General features: G+C 47.8%; 19 protein-coding genes. 9 read left to right on the forward strand and 10 right to left on the reverse strand.

Annotated features, from left to right (window positions below):
- The first annotated feature begins 205 nt into the window (after positions 1-205).
- Together recF and DW947_RS13495 are read left to right on the forward strand one after the other, a co-directional pair.
- On the forward strand, positions 206-1,318 hold the full coding sequence (recF, locus tag DW947_RS13490) for a DNA replication/repair protein RecF (RefSeq protein ID WP_008666103.1): 1,113 nt from the start codon (positions 206-208) through the stop codon (positions 1,316-1,318).
- The gene (locus tag DW947_RS13495) at positions 1,315-1,605 is read left to right on the forward strand and encodes a DUF721 domain-containing protein (RefSeq protein WP_005823615.1); all 291 of its coding nucleotides are present in this window, start codon (positions 1,315-1,317) and stop codon (positions 1,603-1,605) included. The genes recF and DW947_RS13495 overlap by 4 nt, the downstream gene beginning before the upstream one ends.
- Here DW947_RS13495 and DW947_RS13500 read toward each other — a convergent pair.
- From DW947_RS13500 to gap, 7 genes are all read right to left on the reverse strand, one after another.
- Positions 1,598-2,383, reverse strand: coding sequence for a histidinol-phosphatase (locus tag DW947_RS13500; protein ID WP_117866263.1), 786 nt, complete (start codon positions 2,381-2,383; stop codon positions 1,598-1,600). The genes DW947_RS13495 and DW947_RS13500 overlap by 8 nt on opposite strands.
- Positions 2,380-2,910, reverse strand: a complete 531-nt coding sequence (locus DW947_RS13505) for a 5-formyltetrahydrofolate cyclo-ligase (protein WP_035449971.1) — start codon at positions 2,908-2,910, stop codon at positions 2,380-2,382. The genes DW947_RS13500 and DW947_RS13505 overlap by 4 nt, the downstream gene beginning before the upstream one ends.
- On the reverse strand, positions 2,828-4,567 hold the full coding sequence (locus DW947_RS13510) for a S41 family peptidase (protein ID WP_005835451.1): 1,740 nt from the start codon (positions 4,565-4,567) through the stop codon (positions 2,828-2,830). Before DW947_RS13510 ends, DW947_RS13505 begins: the two co-directional genes overlap by 83 nt.
- 57 nt (positions 4,568-4,624) lie before the next feature.
- Positions 4,625-5,083, reverse strand: a complete 459-nt coding sequence (locus tag DW947_RS13515; protein WP_005835453.1) for a deoxycytidylate deaminase — start codon at positions 5,081-5,083, stop codon at positions 4,625-4,627.
- A 12-nt stretch (positions 5,084-5,095) separates the two neighbouring features.
- The gene (locus DW947_RS13520) at positions 5,096-5,620 is read right to left on the reverse strand and encodes a DUF4847 family protein (RefSeq protein WP_009037063.1); all 525 of its coding nucleotides are present in this window, start codon (positions 5,618-5,620) and stop codon (positions 5,096-5,098) included.
- Positions 5,617-7,674: a M3 family metallopeptidase gene (locus DW947_RS13525; RefSeq protein WP_117866264.1), complete on the reverse strand. Its 2,058-nt coding sequence runs from the start codon at positions 7,672-7,674 to the stop codon at positions 5,617-5,619. Before DW947_RS13525 ends, DW947_RS13520 begins: the two co-directional genes overlap by 4 nt.
- A gap of 140 nt (positions 7,675-7,814) precedes the next feature.
- On the reverse strand, positions 7,815-8,825 hold the full coding sequence (gene gap, locus DW947_RS13530) for a type I glyceraldehyde-3-phosphate dehydrogenase (RefSeq protein WP_005835458.1): 1,011 nt from the start codon (positions 8,823-8,825) through the stop codon (positions 7,815-7,817).
- A gap of 140 nt (positions 8,826-8,965) precedes the next feature.
- Between gap and mscL the strand changes: the two genes are divergently transcribed.
- The 4 genes from mscL to DW947_RS13555 all read left to right on the forward strand — a co-directional run bounded on the left by mscL (position 8,966) and on the right by DW947_RS13555 (position 13,531).
- A complete protein-coding gene (gene mscL / locus DW947_RS13535) occupies positions 8,966-9,400 on the forward strand; it encodes a large-conductance mechanosensitive channel protein MscL (RefSeq protein WP_005835461.1) in 435 nt (144 codons plus the stop codon).
- Positions 9,401-9,862: 462 nt separating this feature from the next.
- Positions 9,863-11,416 (forward strand): glutamine-hydrolyzing GMP synthase, encoded by a 1,554-nt coding sequence (gene guaA / locus DW947_RS13545; RefSeq protein ID WP_005823593.1) that lies wholly within the window; start codon positions 9,863-9,865, stop codon positions 11,414-11,416.
- A 39-nt stretch (positions 11,417-11,455) separates the two neighbouring features.
- Entirely contained in the window at positions 11,456-12,763 is a 1,308-nt protein-coding gene (gene guaA, locus DW947_RS13550; protein WP_005823591.1) for a glutamine-hydrolyzing GMP synthase, read from the forward strand.
- An 81-nt stretch (positions 12,764-12,844) separates the two neighbouring features.
- Entirely contained in the window at positions 12,845-13,531 is a 687-nt protein-coding gene (locus DW947_RS13555) for an SGNH/GDSL hydrolase family protein (protein WP_005823589.1), read from the forward strand.
- Positions 13,532-13,551: 20 nt separating this feature from the next.
- Here the strand turns inward: DW947_RS13555 and DW947_RS13560 are convergent, their stop codons facing one another.
- Positions 13,552-14,214 (reverse strand): Crp/Fnr family transcriptional regulator, encoded by a 663-nt coding sequence (locus DW947_RS13560; RefSeq protein WP_005823588.1) that lies wholly within the window; start codon positions 14,212-14,214, stop codon positions 13,552-13,554.
- Between the two features lie 101 nt (positions 14,215-14,315).
- Entirely contained in the window at positions 14,316-15,005 is a 690-nt protein-coding gene (locus tag DW947_RS13565) for a rhomboid family intramembrane serine protease (protein ID WP_005823585.1), read from the reverse strand.
- 170 nt (positions 15,006-15,175) lie between these two features.
- Between DW947_RS13565 and DW947_RS13570 the strand changes: the two genes are divergently transcribed.
- From DW947_RS13570 to DW947_RS13580, 3 genes are read left to right on the forward strand one after another with little or no spacing between them, the layout of a single operon-like run.
- Positions 15,176-17,116 (forward strand): glycogen debranching enzyme N-terminal domain-containing protein, encoded by a 1,941-nt coding sequence (locus DW947_RS13570; protein ID WP_016272624.1) that lies wholly within the window; start codon positions 15,176-15,178, stop codon positions 17,114-17,116.
- A gap of 14 nt (positions 17,117-17,130) precedes the next feature.
- Positions 17,131-18,399 carry a glycosyltransferase family 4 protein gene (locus DW947_RS13575; protein ID WP_005823578.1) on the forward strand — a complete coding sequence of 423 codons (1,269 nt, stop codon included), beginning with the start codon at positions 17,131-17,133 and terminating at the stop codon, positions 18,397-18,399.
- 17 nt (positions 18,400-18,416) lie between these two features.
- Positions 18,417-19,832, forward strand: coding sequence for a glycoside hydrolase family 57 protein (locus DW947_RS13580; RefSeq protein WP_057256630.1), 1,416 nt, complete (start codon positions 18,417-18,419; stop codon positions 19,830-19,832).
- An 80-nt stretch (positions 19,833-19,912) separates the two neighbouring features.
- Here the strand turns inward: DW947_RS13580 and DW947_RS13585 are convergent, their stop codons facing one another.
- Positions 19,913-21,496, reverse strand: coding sequence for a DUF4270 domain-containing protein (locus DW947_RS13585; RefSeq protein ID WP_016272626.1), 1,584 nt, complete (start codon positions 21,494-21,496; stop codon positions 19,913-19,915).
- Between the last annotated feature and the right edge of the window lie 21 nt (positions 21,497-21,517).

Here is a 21,517-nt window from a genome sequence, read left to right on the forward strand (position 1 = left end):
TATCTATTTCGACCCGCAAAAGTAAGTTTTTTATAGCTATCAACGAAATTTAGCGGCATCTTTTTTTGTTTTGTATCAGAAAACACCGAAATTATTTCTACTTTTCAATAAGCCGGGCTTCACCTCTATATTAAAAATAAGCAGGCTTATTTTGTACTGCTTTCGGTTTTGCATTATCTTTGTAACCGAACTCATCGTTACTATAATGATACTGAAACGTATATCTATACTCAATTATAAGAACTTGGAGCAGGTGGAGCTTTCATTCTCGCCCAAGTTGAACTGCTTTTTCGGACAGAACGGCATGGGGAAAACGAACCTGCTGGATGCGGTGTATTTCTTGTCTTTCTGTAAAAGTGCCGGTAATCCCATTGATTCCCAGAATATCCGCCATGATGCCGACTTCTTTGTTATTCAAGGGTTTTATGAGGCTGCCGATGGGACTCCTGAGGAAATCTACTGTGGTATGAAGAGGCGCCAGAAGAAACAGTTCAAGCGAAACAAGAAGGAGTATACGCGTTTGTCGGACCATATCGGCTTCCTGCCTTTGGTCATGGTCTCGCCTGCCGATTCGGAGTTGATAGCAGGAGGCAGTGATGAACGCCGACGTTTTATGGATGTGGTTATCTCGCAGTACGACAAAGAGTATCTGGATGCTTTGATACGATACAATAAAGCTTTGGTGCAGCGGAATACCTTACTGAAGAGTGAACAGCCGGTGGAGGAAGAGCTCTTTCTGGTCTGGGAGGAGATGATGGCGCAAGCCGGCGAAGTGGTGTTCCGCAAACGTGAGGCCTTTATCCGTGAGTTTATTCCTATTTTCCAGTCTTTCTATTCATTCATTTCGCAAGATAGGGAGAAGGTGGGATTAAGCTATGATTCCCATGCCCGCGATGCCTCTTTGCTGGAAGTGCTGAAGGAAAGCCGTGTACGCGACCAGATTATGGGCTATTCATTGCGCGGTGTGCACAAGGACGAGCTGAATATGCTTTTGGGAGATTTCCCCATCAAGCGTGAAGGGTCGCAGGGACAGAACAAGACTTATCTGGTAGCGTTGAAGCTGGCACAGTTTGATTTCCTGAAACGTACCGGGACCACTGTTCCCTTGTTGTTGCTGGACGATATCTTTGACAAGCTGGATGCTTCGCGTGTGGAGCAAATCATCAAGTTGGTGGCAGGCGACAGTTTTGGACAGATTTTTATAACCGATACCAACCGCGAACACCTGGACCGTATTCTGCATAAAGTGGGCAGTGATTATAAGATGTTCCGTGTGGAGCAGGGAACGGTTGCCGAAATGAAGGAGGAAGAGGCATGAAGCGCAATAATGCCGAACAGATAGGTGAACTTATCCGTCATTACCTCAGGCAGGAAAGTCTGGAGTCTCCGCTGAATGAACGGCGGCTTATCAGTGCGTGGCCCGAAGTGCTGGGGCCTACCATTGCCTCCTACACCCGTGAACTTTATATAAAGAACCAGGTGCTTTATGTGCATCTCACTTCTGCTGCTTTGCGCCAGGAACTGATGATGGGGCGTGAGTTGCTGGTGCGCAACTTGAACCGTCATGTGGGGGCTCAGGTCATCACGAATATCATATTCAGATGAGCATCCTCAGCTCATCTATTCTTTCAATCTTCAGTTCCTTCAATTCCCGGACTGCCCGGTCATAATACATCGGAGTTTCCAAATCCTTGTTGTCATGCGCATCCAGTCCGATGATAGCTGTACAGCCTTCATTGGCAGCGATTCGCCAGAACTCCGGGCACGGGTAGGTGGATAAGCCGTGCGCTTCATTGTAGGCTACATAGCCTATATTGTATTCCAACGGGACATTCAGGCGTGCAGCAGTACGGCAGATGTGCCGGCTTATGGTAGTGCAATGGTGGTCGAACTTCGGATAGGAGCGCATGAACAAGTCCGGATGGGCAAGGCAAGAGAATAATCCGCTTTCCATACCTTCGATGGCGCTCTCTTCGTAAAGGTCGAGCATGTCGCGGCTGTCTGTATGATGGCCGAAGTAGGGGAACTTTTCATCGGTGTGGTAATGATGGTTTCCGAAGATGATATAGTCCAGTTGGTACTTCTTGATTTGTTCTTTCAGCCAATGGATATATTGGGGGAAGTATTCACATTCAAGTCCTATCCTGATGTCTATCCGGTCGTGGTATTTCTCACGGAGCGTCTTGAGACTCTTCACGTAGCCGGGAAGCTCTTCGGGGAGCATCCGCATGTCGGCTACGTAGTCGGTACGGTATTTCCAGGGAGTATGGTCTGAAAAACCGAGTATCCGGTAACCGCCTTTGATGGCACTGAGCACATAGTCTTCGTCATCTCCGGTGGCATGCATGCAGCGTGTGGTGTGTGTATGATAATTAGTTTTCATTGCGTAATGATTTCATCCATGCGTATATCAAACGGTTCCGCAGGAACTTCTTCTACGAGTTGAAACGGGAAGCAGATGCCGGCTTTGTGGGCTGATGGGATGCGGGGCAGAAGCCGGTCATAGTAACCTTTACCGCGCCCCAGGCGGTTGCCGTTACGGTCGAATGCCACGCCGGGAACCACTATGAAGTCTATGTCTGCATAGTCGGTAAATAGCTCGCCGGTTGGTTCTTCGATGCCGTATGCGCCAGGTTTCAAGTCTTCGGGTCCGGTGTACAGCCGCAGTTCCAGGTCGTCACCTACAACTACCGGAAGCAGTATCCGCTTTTCGCGGCTCCACTTCCGGATAAATTCGTGTGTGTCCACTTCGTCTTTGAGAGAGTGGTAGAGCAGTACGGTTGTTGCCGCCCTGAAAGCGGGGTGTGCCTCGAGGGCGGCAAGTATTTCAGCAGACTGACGCGTAGCGGAAGAGCTGTGTCGGGTCTTCAACAAAGCTACCTGCCTGCGCAGTTCTTTTTTCCTTTCCATCATCTTTTTTATCCTCTATGATTGGTGTTGCTTCCGGAGCTTTGGGGAATGCCTCGCCACGTTCCAGAATATCCAATGCTTTCTTGACGGTAGCATCGCTCTGGTTGATGTAGCGGATGTATTGCTCCCTTCCCAGTATGTTATAGATAATGTTGCCGTAAAGACTTCTTTCCAGTAGCTTGTAGGACTTGTGGATAAGCAGGTTGCGCCGTTTTACTCCCTTGGAGTCTGCAAAACGTACAAACTGCTCCACAATACTCTGGTGGCGAAGGTACTTCAACAAGTCTTCTTCATTGTCGTATTCACTCAATTTCGCACGGTTGCGGTCGGTATACTGGAAGCTGAATTGCAGAATCAGTCCCTTGTTGCTTACTTCTATCAGGTAAGAAGATACTCCGGTTGTGTCTTGCGGAACGAATACGTCCGGCATAATGCCACCGCCGCCGTATACGGGTCTGCCTAAACCGGTAGAGTAACGCAGGTTTTCGTCCAGTTTGATGCTGTCTTTGGAGAAGAACTCGCCGTGTTCGTAACGGGTAATCCAGTCCATTTCGTATTTGCTGTCCTTGCCGTTCTCGTAGGGGCGCTGGATGCAACGGCCCGATGGGGTGTAATAACGGGCAATGGTCAGGCGGATGGCGGAACCGTCACTGAAGTCGATGGGTTGCTGTACGAGTCCCTTGCCGAAGGAACGGCGTCCTACAATGGTTCCGCGGTCATTGTCCTGAATGGCGCCCGCAAAGATTTCGCTGGCCGAAGCGGAACTCTCGTTTACCAATACCACTAGCGGCAGCTTCTGGCAACTGCCGGTACCGTTGGCATATTCCTCCATGCGGGGATATTTGCGGCCGTGGGTATATACAATCAACTTCCCTTCCGGCAGGAATTCGTTCACCATGCGTGTGGCGGCTTCCATGTATCCTCCGGTATTGTCGCGCAGGTCGATAATCAGGCCTTTGCACTTCTCGTGGCTCAGTTGGGCAATCGCATTCAGCAGCTCCACGTGTGTGGTACGTCCGAATTTGCTGATTTGTATATATCCGTAGTCATCGTCGAGCATATAGGCTGCATCAATGGTGTTTTGTGGGATGTCACCGCGTGTGATGGTGAAGTCGAGCAACTCCTTTTCCGTGGCACGCTTGACGCCTAACTTCACTTGGCTTCCTTTCGGACCTTTCAGGTTGCGCATGGCCTTTTCGTTTGTCAGGCCTTTGCCTGCAAACAGACTGTCGTTGACCATTACAATGCGGTCGCCTGCCATCAGGCCCACTTTCTCGGACGGTCCGCCGGGAATCACGCTGTTTACGTGTATCGTGTCTTCTTGAATGGTGAACTGGATACCTATACCGCTGAAGCTGCCTTCAAGTTCGGAGTTTACCTCTTCCAGCTTCTGTGCGGGGATGTAGGTGGAGTGGGGGTCGAGTTCCGCCAATATCTGTGGCATGGCCTTCTCTACCAAATCGGTCATGTTGACGGTATCCACATACTGGTCATCAATAACACGCAGCAAGGCATTCAGCTTGTTGGACGAGCTATTGATGATTCCCAGTTTATTACCGGCAAAATGCCTGGCATAAAACGTTCCGATAAGGATTCCCGCGACTACGCTGATTGCGATGATGAGCGGCATAAAGCGGGAAGTATTTTTTGTACTCATGATGTTTATTTACTATTAGACTATTTACAATTTACTATTTGGCTGCGCATGCAACTTTCAACTTTCCATTTTCAACTTTTCATTATCCATTGAAATAAACACTACCTCGATGCCTGCCCGTTTCAAAAGTTCGATACCATCTTCCAGGCGGTATTTCTCGGAGTAGACTACCCGTTTGATGCCTGCCTGGATAATCAGTTTGGAGCATTCTATGCAGGGGGAGGCAGTGACGTACATGGTGGCACCGTTACTGCTGTTGTTTGAACGGGCTATTTTGGTAATGGCGTTTGCTTCGGCATGGAGCACGTATGGTTTGGTGACGTTATTCTCATCTTCGCATACATTCTCAAAACCGGAAGGGGTACCGTTGTAGCCGTCAGAGATAATCATCTTGTCTTTTACAATCAGTGCACCGACCTGGCGGCGTTGGCAATACGAATTTTCGGCCCAAATGCTTGCCATACGTATATAACGCCTATCCAATGCTTCTTGTTTGTCTTTTGTAGAATCGTCCATCATATTTATGCTTTATCGTTGCGGGGTGAATCCCATGACTCTGGTTGTCGGTCCGTCTTTAAAATAGAGGGTCAGTGAATTGGCATCCCCTTCATACTTGTACACGTTTTGCAATCCGGAGATGAATGCCTTGGCCAGTGCATCGCTTTCTGCAGCCCCCGTAACCTTCACACTGATGCTGAGCGAGCCTGAAGCTCCGTCGGCTTTCCAAGTGCCGTTGACGCTTGAGTTGATGCCTTGTCCGTTGACGGTGGTGCCCATCAGTTCTCCATCCAGTTCAGTACCTTCAAAATTGAGGGTGAAGGTGCTTTTCTGATTATATAGCTTGTCCAGACTCTTCTTCATCTCTTCCTCATTGTTGTTCCAAAGGTTTGGATAGAATTGGGCATTGCTGCCTTTATTGGTGAGTCGGCTGAGCTTCCATGTCTTCCCGGTGAATATTCCGATAACATCGTCCTCGTTGTCGCAACCGCTTAGCAGGGGGAGCAGCGAAAACATGAGCAACATGCAAAAGATGTTCCTTATAAGTCTCTTCATTTCTTTATTCCATTTCTGATTAATAATGCGTCGATTGTAGGCTCTTGTCCGCGGAAGCGTTTATAGAGCGTCATCGGATGTTCCGTTCCGCCTTTGGAAAGGATATTCTCTCGGAAGGAGGCGGCAGTCTCCGGGTTGAAGATGCCCGTCTGCTTGAATAGCGAGAAAGCATCTGCATCCAGCACCTCTGCCCATTTATAACTATAGTATCCGGCAGAATACCCTCCGGCAAAGATATGGGAGAATTGTGTGCTCATGCAGGTTTCTGCCACAGAAGGCAGAATCTGTGCTTTTTCCCAAGCCTTCTTTTCATAGGCTTTCACGTCACCTTCAAACGGGGTGTTACGTGTGTACCAAGCCATATCGAGCAGGCCGAAGCTAACCTGGCGGAGGCAGGCGTATGCCGCGTTGAAGTTGGAGGAATCCACAATGCGCTGTACCAGTTCGTCCGGTATCAGTTCTCCGGTTTGGTAATGGCGGGCAAACGTATGCAGGAATTCCTTTTCGATGGCGAAGTTCTCCATGAATTGGGAGGGGAGTTCCACAAAGTCCCAATATACATTGGTTCCACTCAGGCTTCCGTAGGTGGAATTGGCAAACATACCGTGCAGGCTGTGTCCGAACTCGTGCAGGAAGGTTTCCACCTCACCGAAGGTCAGCAGGGCAGGCTTGTCTTGTGTCGGTTTGGTGAAGTTCATCACAATGGATATGTGGGGACGGCTGTTCTCACCGGTCTTTTCGTCAATCCACTGTTCCTTGTAGCTGGTCATCCAGGCTCCCGAGCGCTTGCCTGCTCTGGGGTGGAAGTCGGTATAGAACACGGCAAGGAATTTCCCGTCTTTGTCGAAGACTTCGTAGGCATCCACATCCTTGTGATAAACGGGAATATCCGGATTCTTCTTGAAGGTGATGCCATACAGTCTGGTTGCCAGGCCGAATACACCTTCCTTCACGTTGTTCAGCTCAAAGTAAGGGCGGAGCAGCTCATCGTCGATATTGAACTTCCGGTCCTTCAGTTTATGGGAATAGTACGCCCAGTCCCACGGCATCAGGACGAAGTCTTCTCCTTCCGCTTGGCGTGCCAGGGCTTGCACTTCTACATATTCTTGTTTGGCGGTGGGCGTGTAAGCCTCCAGCAGTTGGTCCAGCAGCTTATACACGGACTCACTGTTTTGTGCCATGCGCTCCTGGAGGTTGTATTCGGCGAAGTTGTCATAGCCTAGGAGTTGGGCAATCTCCATACGGACATTTGCCAGTTTCTTTACAATTTCCAGGTTATTGCTGGCGTTGTCATGCGTACACTTCGTATTGTAGGCCATATATAGCTCACGGCGCAGGTCACGGCTGTCTGCGTAGGTCAGAAAAGGGCCATAGCTGGGAGCCTGCAGGGTGAATACCCAGCCTTCGACGCCTTTTTCCCCGGCTGTCTCTGCAGCGGCTTCTACCGCGCTCTCGGGCAGCCCGGCCAGTTGTGACTTGTCGGTGATGACAAGCTTGTAGTCGTTCGTTTCTTTCAGGTTGTTTTCGCTGAACTGCAGCGTCAGCAGGCTGAGCTCTTTGCATAAAGCCCGGTATTTCTCCTTATCTTCTCCCAGGAGGTTGGCACCGTTGCGTACAAAGCCGTTATAAATGTCTTCCAGCAGTTTGTGCTGTTCCGGGCTCAATGTTTCTTTGTCTTGCTGTTCGTAAACAGCTTTGATACGTGCAAACAGCTCTTCGTTCAGGCTGATGTTGTTTTCATGCTCGCTCATCATCGGCATGATTTCTTTGGCCAGTTCCTGTAGGTCATCGTCCGTTTCGGCACTGAGCAGATTGCCGAATACAGTGCTGACACGGTGGAGCATCTCACCGGACTTCTCGTAGGCCAACACTGTGTTGGCAAATGTCGGGACTTCCGGATTGCGGATGATGGCCTCTATTTCCGCATTTTGGCGGCGGATGCCTTCGCGGATGGCGGGTACGTAATCTCCGGTCTTAATCTTGTCGAACGGGACAGTGCCGTGCAGCGTGGAGTATGTTTCAAAAAAAGGATTTTGAGACGATATAGTGTTCATAAAGCAAAGCAATATTAGAGTTAGTATAATCTTCATCATGTTTAAAGGGTCTGATAAAAAACGAACTAGCTGCAAAATTGCAAAAAAAATAGGCGACTTCTGCAGAAGTCACCTATTTTTTATTATTTTCTAACTGTATATTAGCAGTTAACTGATGCCATGTGAGCAATCAAGTCAAGAACCTTGTTAGAATAACCGATTTCGTTATCATACCAAGATACAACCTTAACGAAAGTATCAGTCAAAGCGATACCAGCCTTAGCGTCGAAGATAGAAGTGCGAGTGTCACCCAAGAAGTCAGAAGAAACAACTGCATCTTCAGTGTAACCCAGAACACCCTTCAATTCGCCTTCAGAAGCTTCCTTCATGGCAGCGCAGATTTCAGCGTAAGTAGCGGGCTTAGCCAAGTTAACTGTCAAGTCAACTACAGATACGTCCAAAGTCGGAACACGCATAGACATACCAGTCAGTTTGCCGTTCAATGCCGGGATAACTTTACCTACAGCCTTAGCAGCACCGGTAGAAGACGGGATAATGTTGCCGGAAGCAGCACGACCACCTCTCCAGTCTTTCATAGAAGGACCGTCAACTGTCTTCTGAGTAGCAGTTGTAGAGTGAACAGTAGTCATCAAACCGTCAGTGATACCCCATTTGTCGTTCAATACCTTAGCGATAGGAGCCAAGCAGTTGGTAGTACAAGAAGCGTTAGATACGAATTGAGTACCCTTAACGTAAGTCTTTTCGTTAACACCGCAAACGAACATCGGAGTGTCGTCCTTAGAAGGAGCAGACATTACAACATATTTTGCGCCGGCTTCGATGTGAGCTTGAGCTTTGTCTTTGCTCAAGAACAAGCCAGTAGATTCAACAACGTATTCTGCCTCTACTTCGTTCCATTTCAAGTCAGCCGGGTTTCTTTCTGCAGTGATGCGGATAGCCTGACCGTTAACGATCAGCTTGCTGTTTTCAACATCAGCTTCGATAGTACCGTCGAACTGGCCGTGCATAGTGTCATACTTCAGCATGTAAGCCAAGTAATCTACCGGGCAAAGGTCGTTGATACCTACGATCTGAATATCGTTTCTCTTCATTGCAGCGCGGAATACGAAACGTCCGATACGTCCGAATCCATTAATACCTACTTTAATCATTTTGTTTAAACTTTTAAGGGTTTTATAATGTTTAAAAATAAACTTTCGCTTACTAATTGCAATTCTTTCTGATTTGCGGTGCAAAAGTAAGAAAATGTTTTTATATTCGTAACCAAAATCATAATTAAATAATTGAAAAGATGGGAAAAAGTTCATTTTTACAGGAATTTAAGGCTTTTGCCATGAAGGGCAATGTGATAGACATGGCCGTCGGTGTGATTATCGGTGGGGCATTCGGAAAAATCGTCTCCTCCATTGTGGCAGATGTGATTATGCCTCCTATCGGGCTGCTGGTGGGCGGTGTCAACTTTACAGACTTGAAGTGGGTGCTGAAACCTGCCGAAATGGTGGACGGAAAAGAAATTGCTGCCGTGACCCTGAATTACGGTAATTTCTTGCAGGTCACCTTCGACTTCCTGATTATAGCATTCTCTATCTTCATGTTCATAAAGTTGTTGACCAAGCTGACTGAAAAGAAGAAAGAAGAGGCACCTGCCGCTCCTCCGGCTCCCCCTGCCCCGAGCAAGGAAGAGGTGCTGCTGACCGAAATCCGTGATTTGCTGAAAGAAAAGTAATATCGAAGCGGAACTTCATAGGGATGTCAAAACCCTCTTGACGCTTTTTTTAGGCGCGGAATTCTAAGACCTACACAAGTTTTTGCACAGGAAACTTGCGTAGGTCTTAGAATTCCGCGCCTAATATTATAACATGATGAAAGCGTTCATGGCTTTTGATACATTCCCTAATGCATTTAACTCTCCCCGGTACCGCCGGAAACTGTCCCTTTTTATACTAAGCAGTAATCTTACCACAGCCGTGGTAAGAAAATAACATTGCTGTGGTAAGCAAGTTGCATAGCTGTGGTAAGAAAACAGCACGGTTGTAGTAAGAATAGCTTTTAGTATCCTTGTGGATAGTTCTAGCCTGAAATTAAAGCTGTTTTTAGTAAAAAAACGTTTTTCTGTCACATTATCCCTGATAATTCCTTTACTTTTTCTACTTTTGCAAATCATTTATTAAAGTCTATACGGATTTATATGCAAGAGAAGATTATTATTCTTGATTTCGGTTCGCAAACCACGCAGCTCATCGGTCGCCGGCTGCGCGAATTGAATGTCTATTGCGAGATTGTACCTTACAACAAATTTCCATACGGAGATGAGAGTGTAAAAGGAGTTATCCTTTCGGGTAGCCCCTTTTCTGTTTATGATAAGAGTGCATTCAAGGTAGATTTGAGCGGGATTCGTGGGAAATACCCCATTCTGGGTATCTGCTACGGTGCGCAGTTTATCTCCTACAGCAACGGTGGACGGGTGGAGCCGGCAGGAACCCGCGAGTACGGACGTGCCCATCTCGGTTCTTTCGATTCGGAGAATGTCCTTTTCAAAGGGGTAAGGAAGAATACCCAAGTATGGATGAGCCATGGAGACACGATTACAGCCATTCCCGACAACTTCAAGATTATAGCTTCTACGGACAAGGTAGCGATTGCTGCTTACCAGGTGTCCGGCGAGGAGATGTGGGGAGTGCAGTTCCATCCGGAAGTATTTCATAGCGAGGACGGTACGCAGATGCTGCGCAACTTCGTGGTGGACGTATGCGGTTGCAGCCAGAGCTGGAGCGCCGCATCGTTTGTAGATACTACTGTGGCCGAACTGAAGGAGCAGCTTGGCAACGACCGAGTTATCCTGGGACTGAGTGGCGGTGTGGATTCTTCGGTAGCCGCCGTGTTGCTGCATCGTGCCATTGGCAAGAACTTGACCTGTATCTTTGTGGACCACGGACTGCTTCGCAAGAATGAGTTCAAGAATGTGATGCACGACTACGAATGCCTGGGACTGAACGTGATTGGCGTGGATGCCAGCGAGAAGTTCTTCAAGGATTTGGAGGGAGTGACCGAGCCTGAGCAAAAGCGTAAAATCATCGGCCGCGATTTTATCGAGGTCTTCGATGCCGAAGCGCACAAGATAACCGATGCCCGTTGGTTGGCACAAGGCACCATTTATCCCGACCGCATCGAGAGCCTAAACATTACGGGCAAGACCATCAAGAGCCATCACAACGTGGGCGGTCTGCCCGAGGAGATGAACCTCCGTCTGTGCGAACCGTTGCAGTGGCTGTTCAAGGACGAAGTACGCCGCGTGGGACGCGAATTGGGAATGCCCGAACATTTGATTACCCGTCATCCTTTCCCCGGTCCGGGACTGGCTGTCCGCATCCTGGGGGATATAACACCGGAGAAGGTGCATACTTTGCAGGAAGCCGACGATATTTTCATTCAGGGCTTGCGTGACTGGAAAGTGCAGGATGCCGACGGCAACGAGACATCGCTCTACCATCAGGTCTGGCAGGCGGGCGTCATTCTTCTGCCCGTACAGAGTGTGGGCGTGATGGGCGACGAACGCACCTATGAACGTGCAGTGGCCTTGCGTGCCGTCACTTCCACCGATGCCATGACAGCCGACTGGGCGCATCTGCCCTACGAATTCCTGGGTAAGGTGTCCAACGACATTATAAATAAGGTGAAAGGTGTGAACCGCGTGACCTATGACATCTCTTCAAAACCACCCAGCACAATAGAATGGGAATAAGACCTACTGAAATTATTAACTTAAAAACAATATAGAAGAATGAAGCAGGATATGATTGTGATTCTGGATTTGGGAAGCCATGAGAACACAGTGCTTGCCCGGGCGATTCGTGCGTTGGGAGTATATAGCGAAATCTACCCGCACGACATTACTGCCGCCGAACTGAAGGCCTTGCCGAATGTGAAAGGCATCATCATCAACGGCGGCCCCAACAATGTGGTTGACGGGGTGTCCATCGACGTGTTGCCCGAGATTTACGAAGCGGGATTCCCCGTAATGGCTGCCGGACACGACAAGGCGCTGTGCGAAGTGAAGCTGCCGCAGTTTACGGATGATGTGGAAGCCATCAAGGAGGCTGTGAAATCTTTCGTATTCGATACTTGCAAGGCTGAGGCGAACTGGAACATGACGAATTTCGTCAACGACCAGGTGGAGTTGATACGTCGTCAGGTGGGCGACCGTAAGGTGCTGCTGGCACTGTCCGGTGGTGTGGATAGCTCCGTGGTGGCCGCTTTGCTGCTGAAAGCCATCGGAGACAAGCTGGTTTGCGTACACGTGAACCACGGACTGATGCGTAAGGGCGAATCGGAAGCCGTGGTGGAAATCTTTGGCAAGGAGCTGAAAGCTAACTTGATATACGTGGATGCTACAGACCGTTTCCTCTCCAAGCTGGAAAACGTGGCTGACCCGGAAGAAAAGCGCAAGATTATCGGCGGAGAGTTTATCCGTGTCTTTGAGGAAGAAGCCCGCAAGCTGGACGGTATCGACTTCCTGGGACAAGGTACCATCTATCCCGATATTGTAGAGAGTGGCACAAAAACAGCCAAGATGGTGAAGTCTCATCACAACGTAGGCGGTCTGCCCGAGGATTTGCAGTTTGAATTGGTGGAGCCGTTGCGCCAGCTGTTCAAGGACGAAGTACGTGCATGCGGTGTAGAGCTTGGATTGCCGTACGAGATGGTTTACCGTCAGCCGTTCCCCGGTCCCGGATTGGGAGTACGTTGTCTGGGAGCCATTACCCGTGACCGCTTGGAGGCTGTACGCGAGTCGGATGCCATTCTGCGTGAGGAATTCCAACTGGCAGGCCTGGATAAGAAGGTATGGCAGTATTTCACTGTGGTGCCCGATTTCAAATCTGTGGGTGTACGCGACAATGCACGTTCGTTCGACTGGCCCGTCATTATCCGTGCCGTCAACACAGTGGATGCCATGACCGCTACCATTGAGCCGGTGGACTGGCCCATCCTAATGAAGATTACCGACCGTATTCTCAAGGAAGTGAAAACCGTCAATCGCGTTTGTTATGATATGTCTCCGAAACCCAATGCGACTATCGAGTGGGAGTGAGATTGACCAATGATAATGATAGCCTCACCTTAAAAACGGTGGGGCTGTTTTTTTTATAACAAAACAACAAAGAATAGAACAATGAAACTTTTATGTATGATTGCTGTCTTTTTGTGCATCCCCTGGGTAGCCTCTGACGCACAGAAGCAGGACTGGGGAAATTTGAAACGCTATGCAGAGGCAAACAAGGAACTGGTACGGAAGGGAAAACAGAAGGACCGGGTGGTTTTTATGGGCAACTCCATCACGGAAGGATGGGTGGCAAACGATGCCGCTTTCTTTGAAGACAACGGTTATGTGGGCCGTGGTATAGGCGGGCAGACTTCTTCCCATTTCCTGCTCCGTTTTCGCGAAGATGTCATCAAGCTTGCTCCGGCGCTGGTCGTGATAAATGCAGGTACCAATGACATTGCGGAAAATGCAGGCGCTTATAATGAAGAATACACTTTTGGAAATATAGTGTCTATGGTAGAGCTGGCACGGGCCAATAAGATAAAGGTGATTTTGACGTCTGTGTTGCCTGCCGCTGCCTTTGGCTGGAATCCTTCGGTGAAGGATGCTCCGCAAAAGATAATGCAGCTGAATGCCAGAATCCGGAAGTATGCCCAGGAAAACAAGATTCCTTATGTCGACTATTACAGTGAGATGGTGGAAGGCGACAATAAGGCTCTGAACTCCTCGTATACCCGGGATGGGGTACACCCCACTCTAGAAGGGTATAAAGTGATGGAAGCCTTGATAAAGAAAGCGATAGACAAGGTGTTGTAGGAAATCTCGGTTCAGGTGGCCTATAAGAGCTTTTCTGCGTCGGGAATCATCATCTCGCCTCTGTGCAGTTCGAGCAGGCCTTTCTCCTGCATGCTGTTCAACGCTCTTGATACTCCCATACGGGTATCATTGACCACCTGAGCCAATTCTTCCATTTTTATTTTCAGTATTTTCCTGCCTGACGGACGTTCGATATGTGTCAGGATAAAGTTGCCGATACGTTTCTCAAGGTTGTCGGTGCTTTCTGCCCAAAGACGGCTGTTTAGGCTTTGGGCGCGGTTGCTGATGATATTCATGTAATTCAGGCGGAATATGTCATATTTGAACAATTCGCTCATGACGAAAGCCTTGCTGATGCTCACTGTGTGGGTCTCGGTTTGGGCGGTATAGGCCGAGACGTAGGAGGTGCTCATCCCGAACAGAGATTGTGGCTCGATGACATAAGGTGCCTGAAAATATTCCGTGGAGCTGTATGATGTATTCGCAGATGAAGTACATGAGGAGATTTCACCTTTCAATACGAATATCAGTTGACTGCATGTGTCACCGGCTTTCACGATAACTTCGCCGGCTTTATGCTTTGTAAAGCTCAGCTTGACTTTCCCCAGGATATTGGTAAAGTCTTCTTGTGCGAGTCCTTGAAAGAGTGGCAGTTGCAGTAATGTATCAAACATTGTATTCATAATGCTTTTTCTTCTTGTTTTGAAACAAAAGTAGATATTATCAAGGTGTACTGTAAACTCTTTGCCCCTCTTTTTGTTTTTTTTATTGTTTCTTAAACGTGCTATTCAATCCTTGTAGACGAATCCTCATCCTTCTCCTCTTCCTTCTTATCGTCCTCATCCTCATTGTTTTCCTCATCTTCGTCTTCCTCTTCGTCTTCCTCTCCGGCAAACGGATCGGGCCGTTGGGGACCGTATTCCATAAAGCCTATGGCGCATAGCGTGCCTGCTATGGCTCCGCTAAGGTGTCCTTCCCAGGAAGTGGTGGCTTTGGCAAATTGTGGGAACATATTCCATACCAGGCCGCCATATAGGAACGTTATCAACAGTGAAATGGCGATAAGCGGTACATGTTTGCGCAGAATGCCGCTGAAGAACAGAAAAAAAGCCAGTCCGTATATGATGCCGCTGGCTCCGATATGCCATCCCGGTTTCCCTATAAGAAAGGTAAGCGCACCGCATCCTATCCAAATGGCAAAGAAGATGTAGGGGGCTATATGCCGGTAGAAATAGAACAGACACCACATCAGGAAAAAGAGTGGAATCGTATTGGCGAACAGATGCTTGAAACTGCTGTGTACCAGTGGATGTGCGAAAATTCCGAACACGCCCCGCTGTTCCATCGGATATACTCCCAGTCGTGTGAAGTTCCAATCCATGCCTGTCTCCAAAAACTTTAAAATGTATAAAATGAATAGCAAGAATAGGGGTATAACCGCCGCCAATGCCATTCTGCGTATATCATGCTTCATATTTCGTACAGTGATTGCTATTTTTGTACAATACTACGGAATATTTGACGAAAACCGAAAAAAAACTGACTTTTTATTTTGCCTATAAGCTTTAATTCGTATTTTTGGGCATCGCTACATGGCTTGTAGCGCATATACCGAAATAATTAACCTTTAAATAATGCACAACTATGAGTTATTTACGATTTGACAAGACCCTGATGATTAATCTGCAAGAATCTTTGCCAAGGGAGATATTGCGGACGAATAGGTCGGGAGCCTATCATTGTACAACAATTGTAGATTGTAACACACGCAAATATCACGGTCTGTTGGTGATACCGGTCCCCAACCTCGATGATGAAAACCATGTGCTGCTGTCTTCTTTGGATGAAACTGTAATTCAGCACGGTGCGGAGTTCAACCTGGGGTTGCATAAGTATCAAGGAAACCACTTCAGTCCTAACGGGCACAAGTATATCCGAGAGTTCGACTGTGAAAATATCCCCACAACTACCTATCGTGTAGGAGGCGTCATCCTTCGTAAGGAAAAGATTTTCGTACACCATGAAAATCGGATTCTGATTCGTTATACCTTGGTCGATGCCCATTCGGCAACCACACTTCGTTTCCGCCCTTTCCTGGCATTCCGCAGTGTGCGCGAGTACACGCACGAAAATGCGCAGGCAAGCCGCGACTACCAGTTGGTAGAGAATGGCATTAAAACCTGCATGTATCCCGGTTATCCGGAGTTGTTCATGCAGCTCAACAAAAAGAATGAGTTCCACTTCCAGCCTGACTGGTATCGTGGTATCGAGTATCCCAAAGAACAGGAACGCGGATATGACTTCAACGAAGACCTTTATGTGCCGGGATATTTTGAAGTGGATATAAAGAAAGGGGAAAGCGTTGTCTTCTCTGCCGGTATCTCCGAGATTTCTCCCCGCAAGCTGAAGCAGACTTTTGAGTCCGAGGTGGCCGACCGCACTCCGCGTGACAGTTTCTACCACTGTCTGAAAAACTCGGCGCACCAGTTCCACAACAAGCAGGGCGAGGAGCATTATGTGCTTGCAGGCTATCCCTGGTTCAAGTGTCGTGCCCGTGACTTGTTCATCTCCCTGCCGGGTCTTACTTTGGCCTTAGGCGAGCAAGATGAATTTGAAGACGTGATGAAAACAGCCGAAAAGGCTATCCGTGAGTTTATCAATGGAGAGCCTTCCTCTTATAAGATATACGAGATGGAGCATCCGGATGTGCTACTGTGGGCTGTCTGGGCTTTACAGCAGTATGCCAAGGAGACTTCGCGTGAAAATTGCCGGCAGATGTACGGTAATCTCCTTGAGGAGATTGTTGGCTATATCCGTGAACGCAGGCATGACAATCTCTTCCTGCACGAAAACGGACTGTTGTATACCAATGGCACCGAGAAAGCGGTTACCTGGATGAACTCTACCGCCAATGGCCGCCCGGTTATTCCGCGTACGGGCTACATTGTGGAAGTGAATGCGCTGTGGTACAATGCCCTGCGTTTTGTAGCCGATATGGTTCGGGAGGGAGGCAATGAAATTCTTGCCGATACACTGGACGCTCAGGCAGAAATCACCGGAAAGTCTTTTGTAGATGTCTTCCGCAATGAGTATGGCTATCTGTTCGACTATGTGGATGGTTATATGATGGACTGGAGCGTACGTCCCAACATGATATTTACCGTTGCCTTTGACTATTCTCCGTTGGATAGGGCCCAAAAGAAACAGGTACTCGATATTGTGACGAAAGAACTGTTGACTCCGAAGGGCTTGCGTACACTGAGCCCCAAGAGTGGCGGATACAATCCGAATTATGTCGGCCCTCAGATACAGAGAGACTATGCCTACCATCAGGGAACAGCGTGGCCATGGCTGCTGGGCTTCTACATGGAAGCATATCTGCGTATCTATAAAGTGAGTGGCGTGTCGTTTGTAGAGAGATACCTCATCGGTATGGAAGATGAAATGACTTCCCACTGTATTGGCGCATTGCCCGAACTCTTCGATGGTAATCCTCCGTTTGTTGGAAGAGGGGCGGTGTCATTTGCCATGAATACGGCGGAAATCCTGCGTATCTTGAAGTTATTGTCTAAGTATAATTTATAAAAGGAGGAACGAAGATGAAAGTTTTAATGTTTGGATGGGAATTTCCTCCCAAAATATATGGTGGTCTTGCGGTTGCTTCTTATGGAATAACTAAGGGATTGAGTTTGCAGGGTGATGTGGAAACTACTTTCTGCATGCCCAAGCCGACGGGCGAAGAAGAGGACTTCTTGAAGATAGTGGGCATGAACCAGGTGCCTATCGTGTGGCGTGATGTCGATTACAATTATTTGAAGTCGAGGCTGACGCGCAACATGACGCCGGAAGATTATTATTCTTTCCGCGACCATATTTATTCGGATTTCTCTTATATGCACGTCAATGACATAGGCTGCATGGACTTTGCCGGCGGTTATCCCGGCAACCTGCACGAAGAGATAAACAACTTCTCGGTGATTGCCGGAGTAGTGGCTCGCCAGCAGGAATTTGATATTATTCATGCCCACGACTGGCTGACGTATCCTGCCGGAGTGCATGCCAAGATGGTGAGCGGAAAGCCGCTCTGTATCCATGTCCATGCTACGGACTTTGACCGTTCGCGCGGAAAAGTCAATCCTACCGTCTATTCTATGGAGAAGAACGGTATGGATTATGCCGACTGCATCATGTGCGTGTCCGAACTGACCCGCCGCACGGTTATTGAGCAGTACCATCAGAACCCCAAGAAGGTGTTTGCCATGCACAATGCCGTCTATCCTCTCTCGCAGGAATACCAGGACATTCCACGTCCCGACCATTCCAAAGAAAAGATTGTGACATTCTTGGGCCGTATCACCATGCAGAAGGGGCCGGAATACTTTGTGGAAGCAGCTTCGCTGGTATTGCAGCGTGCCCGCAACATCCGCTTTGTGATGGCCGGTTCGGGAGATATGATGGATGCCATGATTAATCTGGCAGCCGAGCGGGGCATCGCCGACCGGTTCCACTTCCCGGGCTTCATGAAGGGAAAGCAGGTATATGAGGTTTACAAGAACAGTGATGTATTCGTTATGCCTTCCGTTTCCGAGCCTTTCGGTATCGCTCCGCTGGAAGCCATGCAGTGTGGAACTCCTTCCATCATTTCCAAGCAGTCGGGATGCGGTGAAATTCTTGATAAGGTCATTAAGACCGATTATTGGGACATTCATGCAATGGCCGATGCCATTTATTCTCTCTGCACCAATCCCGCTCTCTTCCAATATCTGCAGGAGGAAGGCAGGAAGGAAGTGGATGGAATCACGTGGGAAAAAGTAGGCTTGAGAATCCGCGCCCTCTACGAGGATGTGTTAAGAAACTATGGTAAATAACAAAAACAATAATAGAAATGAGAACTATCTGTCTTTATTTTGAAATACATCAAATCATTCATCTGAAACGTTACCGTTTCTTTGATATAGGTACCGATCATTATTACTACGATGATTATGCCAATGAAACCAGTATCAATGATGTAGCCGAACGCTCTTATATCCCGGCATTGAACACCCTGATTGAAATGGTGAAGAATTCCGGAGGTGCGTTTAAAGTGGCTTTCTCCATTTCGGGGGTTGCGCTGGAGCAGTTGGAAATATATGCGCCGGCTGTCATCGACTTGTTGCACCAGCTGAATGATACCGGTTGCTGTGAGTTCCTTGCCGAGCCTTATTCCCATGGCCTTTCTTCTCTGGCCAACGAGGATTGCTTCAAGGAAGAGGTGATGCGTCAGAGCGCTAAGATGAAGCAAATGTTCGGTAAGGCACCGAAGGTGTTCCGTAATTCCAGTCTGATTTATAATGACGAGATTGGTGCGATGGTGGCAGCTTTGGGATTCAAGGGTATGCTGACGGAAGGAGCCAAGCATGTTTTGGGTTGGAAGAGTCCGCACTATGTATACCATTGCTCCATGAATCCTAACTTGAAGTTGCTGTTGCGTGACTTTAAGCTGTCTGACGACATCAGCCTGCGCTTCTCCAACTCCGAGTGGAACGAGTATCCTTTGTTTGCCGACAAGTACATCAACTGGATTGATGCTTTACCGCAGGAAGAGCAGGTCATCAACATCTTTATGGAACTCTCTGCTCTGGGCATGGCACAGCCGTTGTCTTCCAATATTCTGGAATTCCTGAAGGCACTTCCATACTGTGCCAAAGAAAAGGGGATTACTTTCTCCACACCGACGGAAATTGTTACCAAACTGAAATCTGTTTCCCAGTTGGACGTTCCATATCCGATGTCTTGGGTGGACGAAGAAAGAGATACCAGCTGCTGGCTGGGTAACGTGATGCAGCGTGAAGCATTCAACAAGCTGTATAGTGTTGCCGAACGTGTCCATCTCTGTGATGACCGCCGTATCAAGCAAGACTGGGATTATCTGCAGGCAAGTAACAACTTCCGTTTCATGACTACCAAGCAAAGCGGTGTCGGCTTGAACCGTGGCATTTATGAATCTCCTTTTGATGCTTTTACCAATTATATGAATATTCTTGGTGACTTTATCAAACGTGTCGATTCTCTCTATCCGGTGGATATAGATAACGAAGAACTGAATGCATTGCTGACCACTATCCAGAACCAAGGTGCCGAGATAGAGGAACTGCATAAGGAATTGGAGAAAGCACAGGCCAAGTTGGAGAAGATAAAGGCTGCAGAAAAGAAAGAGAGCAAGGCTACAGCTAAATCTGCCGCAGAAAAACCGGCAAAGGCCAAGGCTCCTGCCAAAAAGCCTGCCGCAAAGAAAACAACTAAAAAGGCTGCTGAATAATATCGGCAGCTTGTCCCATCAATCAAAAAAGCCTTCCGCTCTACAATGAGCGGAAGGCTTTTTTATGGAATATCTGTCAGTTACTTGTTGAAACTGGTGTATGTAACTTCTATTTTCAGCGGAGATTCCACTTCGCCTTTTGCATTCTCTTTCGGGCCGCCTTTTAGTTTGGCATATCCCGGCTTGAGGTCGTTTTGGATACCGGTTATGGTTTTGTTGCCGCTGCTGCTTGTACTGCTGTCATAGGTAATGGAAACCGGAATCAGCAATACCTTATCCCAGTCTTCATTTTCTTTGTTCCAAGTTTTTTCCCACTCTGTCTCATTCCAAGAACTGCCGGCCTTTTCTTTGGCGGCTTTCTTGGCAGCTTGTTTTTCGTTGATGCAAGTGGTAACCAACCGGGCTATGTTGCTGAATACATATTGATTGGTAGCAAATGCATTGTGGGTGGTTGTAAATGAGGTAATATTATCCCTGACTTTGTTCTCTTCAAAGAAGCTCTTCAACTCCTGCTTACGTATCAACAGCACGTCATTGGGAGCACTCATGCTATATTCGTAGTCACTGTTTATATTGTAATTCGTGAAAGTCAGTTTCACGGCATTCAGGGTGTCATTGGTCAGTTTGTTGTATATTGAATCGTATGGCATGATAGCTTCGGTGAAGATACCGGCAGGAGATTTAATGTAAGTGTGCTGAGGTTCGGCAGCCTTTTCCTTTATCAAATCTGAATTCAGGAACTGGTTTGCCTGGATAACCTCTTTGGTAGAGGCAAATACAGTCTGCATGCTATAGAACAAAGAGTCTGTACCATCTTTTTTCTTCAGTGCTACACCGGTAGTATCATTTACGTGGTGGAAACGGAATTGCATATTCAAAGCCACATAATCCACATAGAGGATGGTTCCATCTCCGTAATCGCTCTTTACATATACTCCTTTGAAAATCTTGTCTATGAAAGTTGCGGCGTCTTTAAAGTATTCGGGATGCTCGCGATAAACCTTCAATATTCTGTCTTCGCCGAAAGTTTTCTTGTCCAATGGGAACGTCACATTGGGATAGAAAGTATAATAACCATTATTGTCCTTTTCAAATCTCACAGAATCCGGAACAGACGTATCGAAAGCTGAATAAGCCTTACGTCCGAGCAGGGACTTGGGGTCGTACTTGTTGTAGTATTCTTCTGGATTGATATTGGTATAGCGATTTTTGTCCAGCTTCTTGTCCAGTTCATAGATACTCATCCGGCATGCATTCAGGGAGTCGCCGAACCAACTGGAATAATAGACTGCCAGTTGCACTGAAACTACCGAGTCGGCAGTCATTGTACCAGTTGCCTTGATTGGATTTCCTTCACTGTCCCGTTCGGTCACTTTATACACTTCCGGAAGGGAGAAGTTTTCCGTACAGTTCAGCTCCGTAAGGAAACTTGTTTCGTAATAACCGAATTCCGGGTCGGAAAACTTGCCTATATAGCCGGTACTCGTTTTGGCAAATACGGAATCAACGGCAAATGAACGTGTTGTTACATTAAAAGTAGTAGTATGCGCTGACATGCCGTCAGAATCGGGCAACATACCCAGACCTAATGTTCCGGTGTTGTCATCGCATCCAAAGAAAGTCAGGACTGCCAAAAGCAATGTTCCCAGGTATCTTACTTTCATAGTTTTAACTGTCTAAATCGA

Origin of the sequence: Bacteroides sp. AM44-19 (assembly GCF_003603395.1) — a bacterium.
GTDB classification, from domain to species: Bacteria; Bacteroidota; Bacteroidia; order Bacteroidales; family Bacteroidaceae; genus Bacteroides; species Bacteroides uniformis.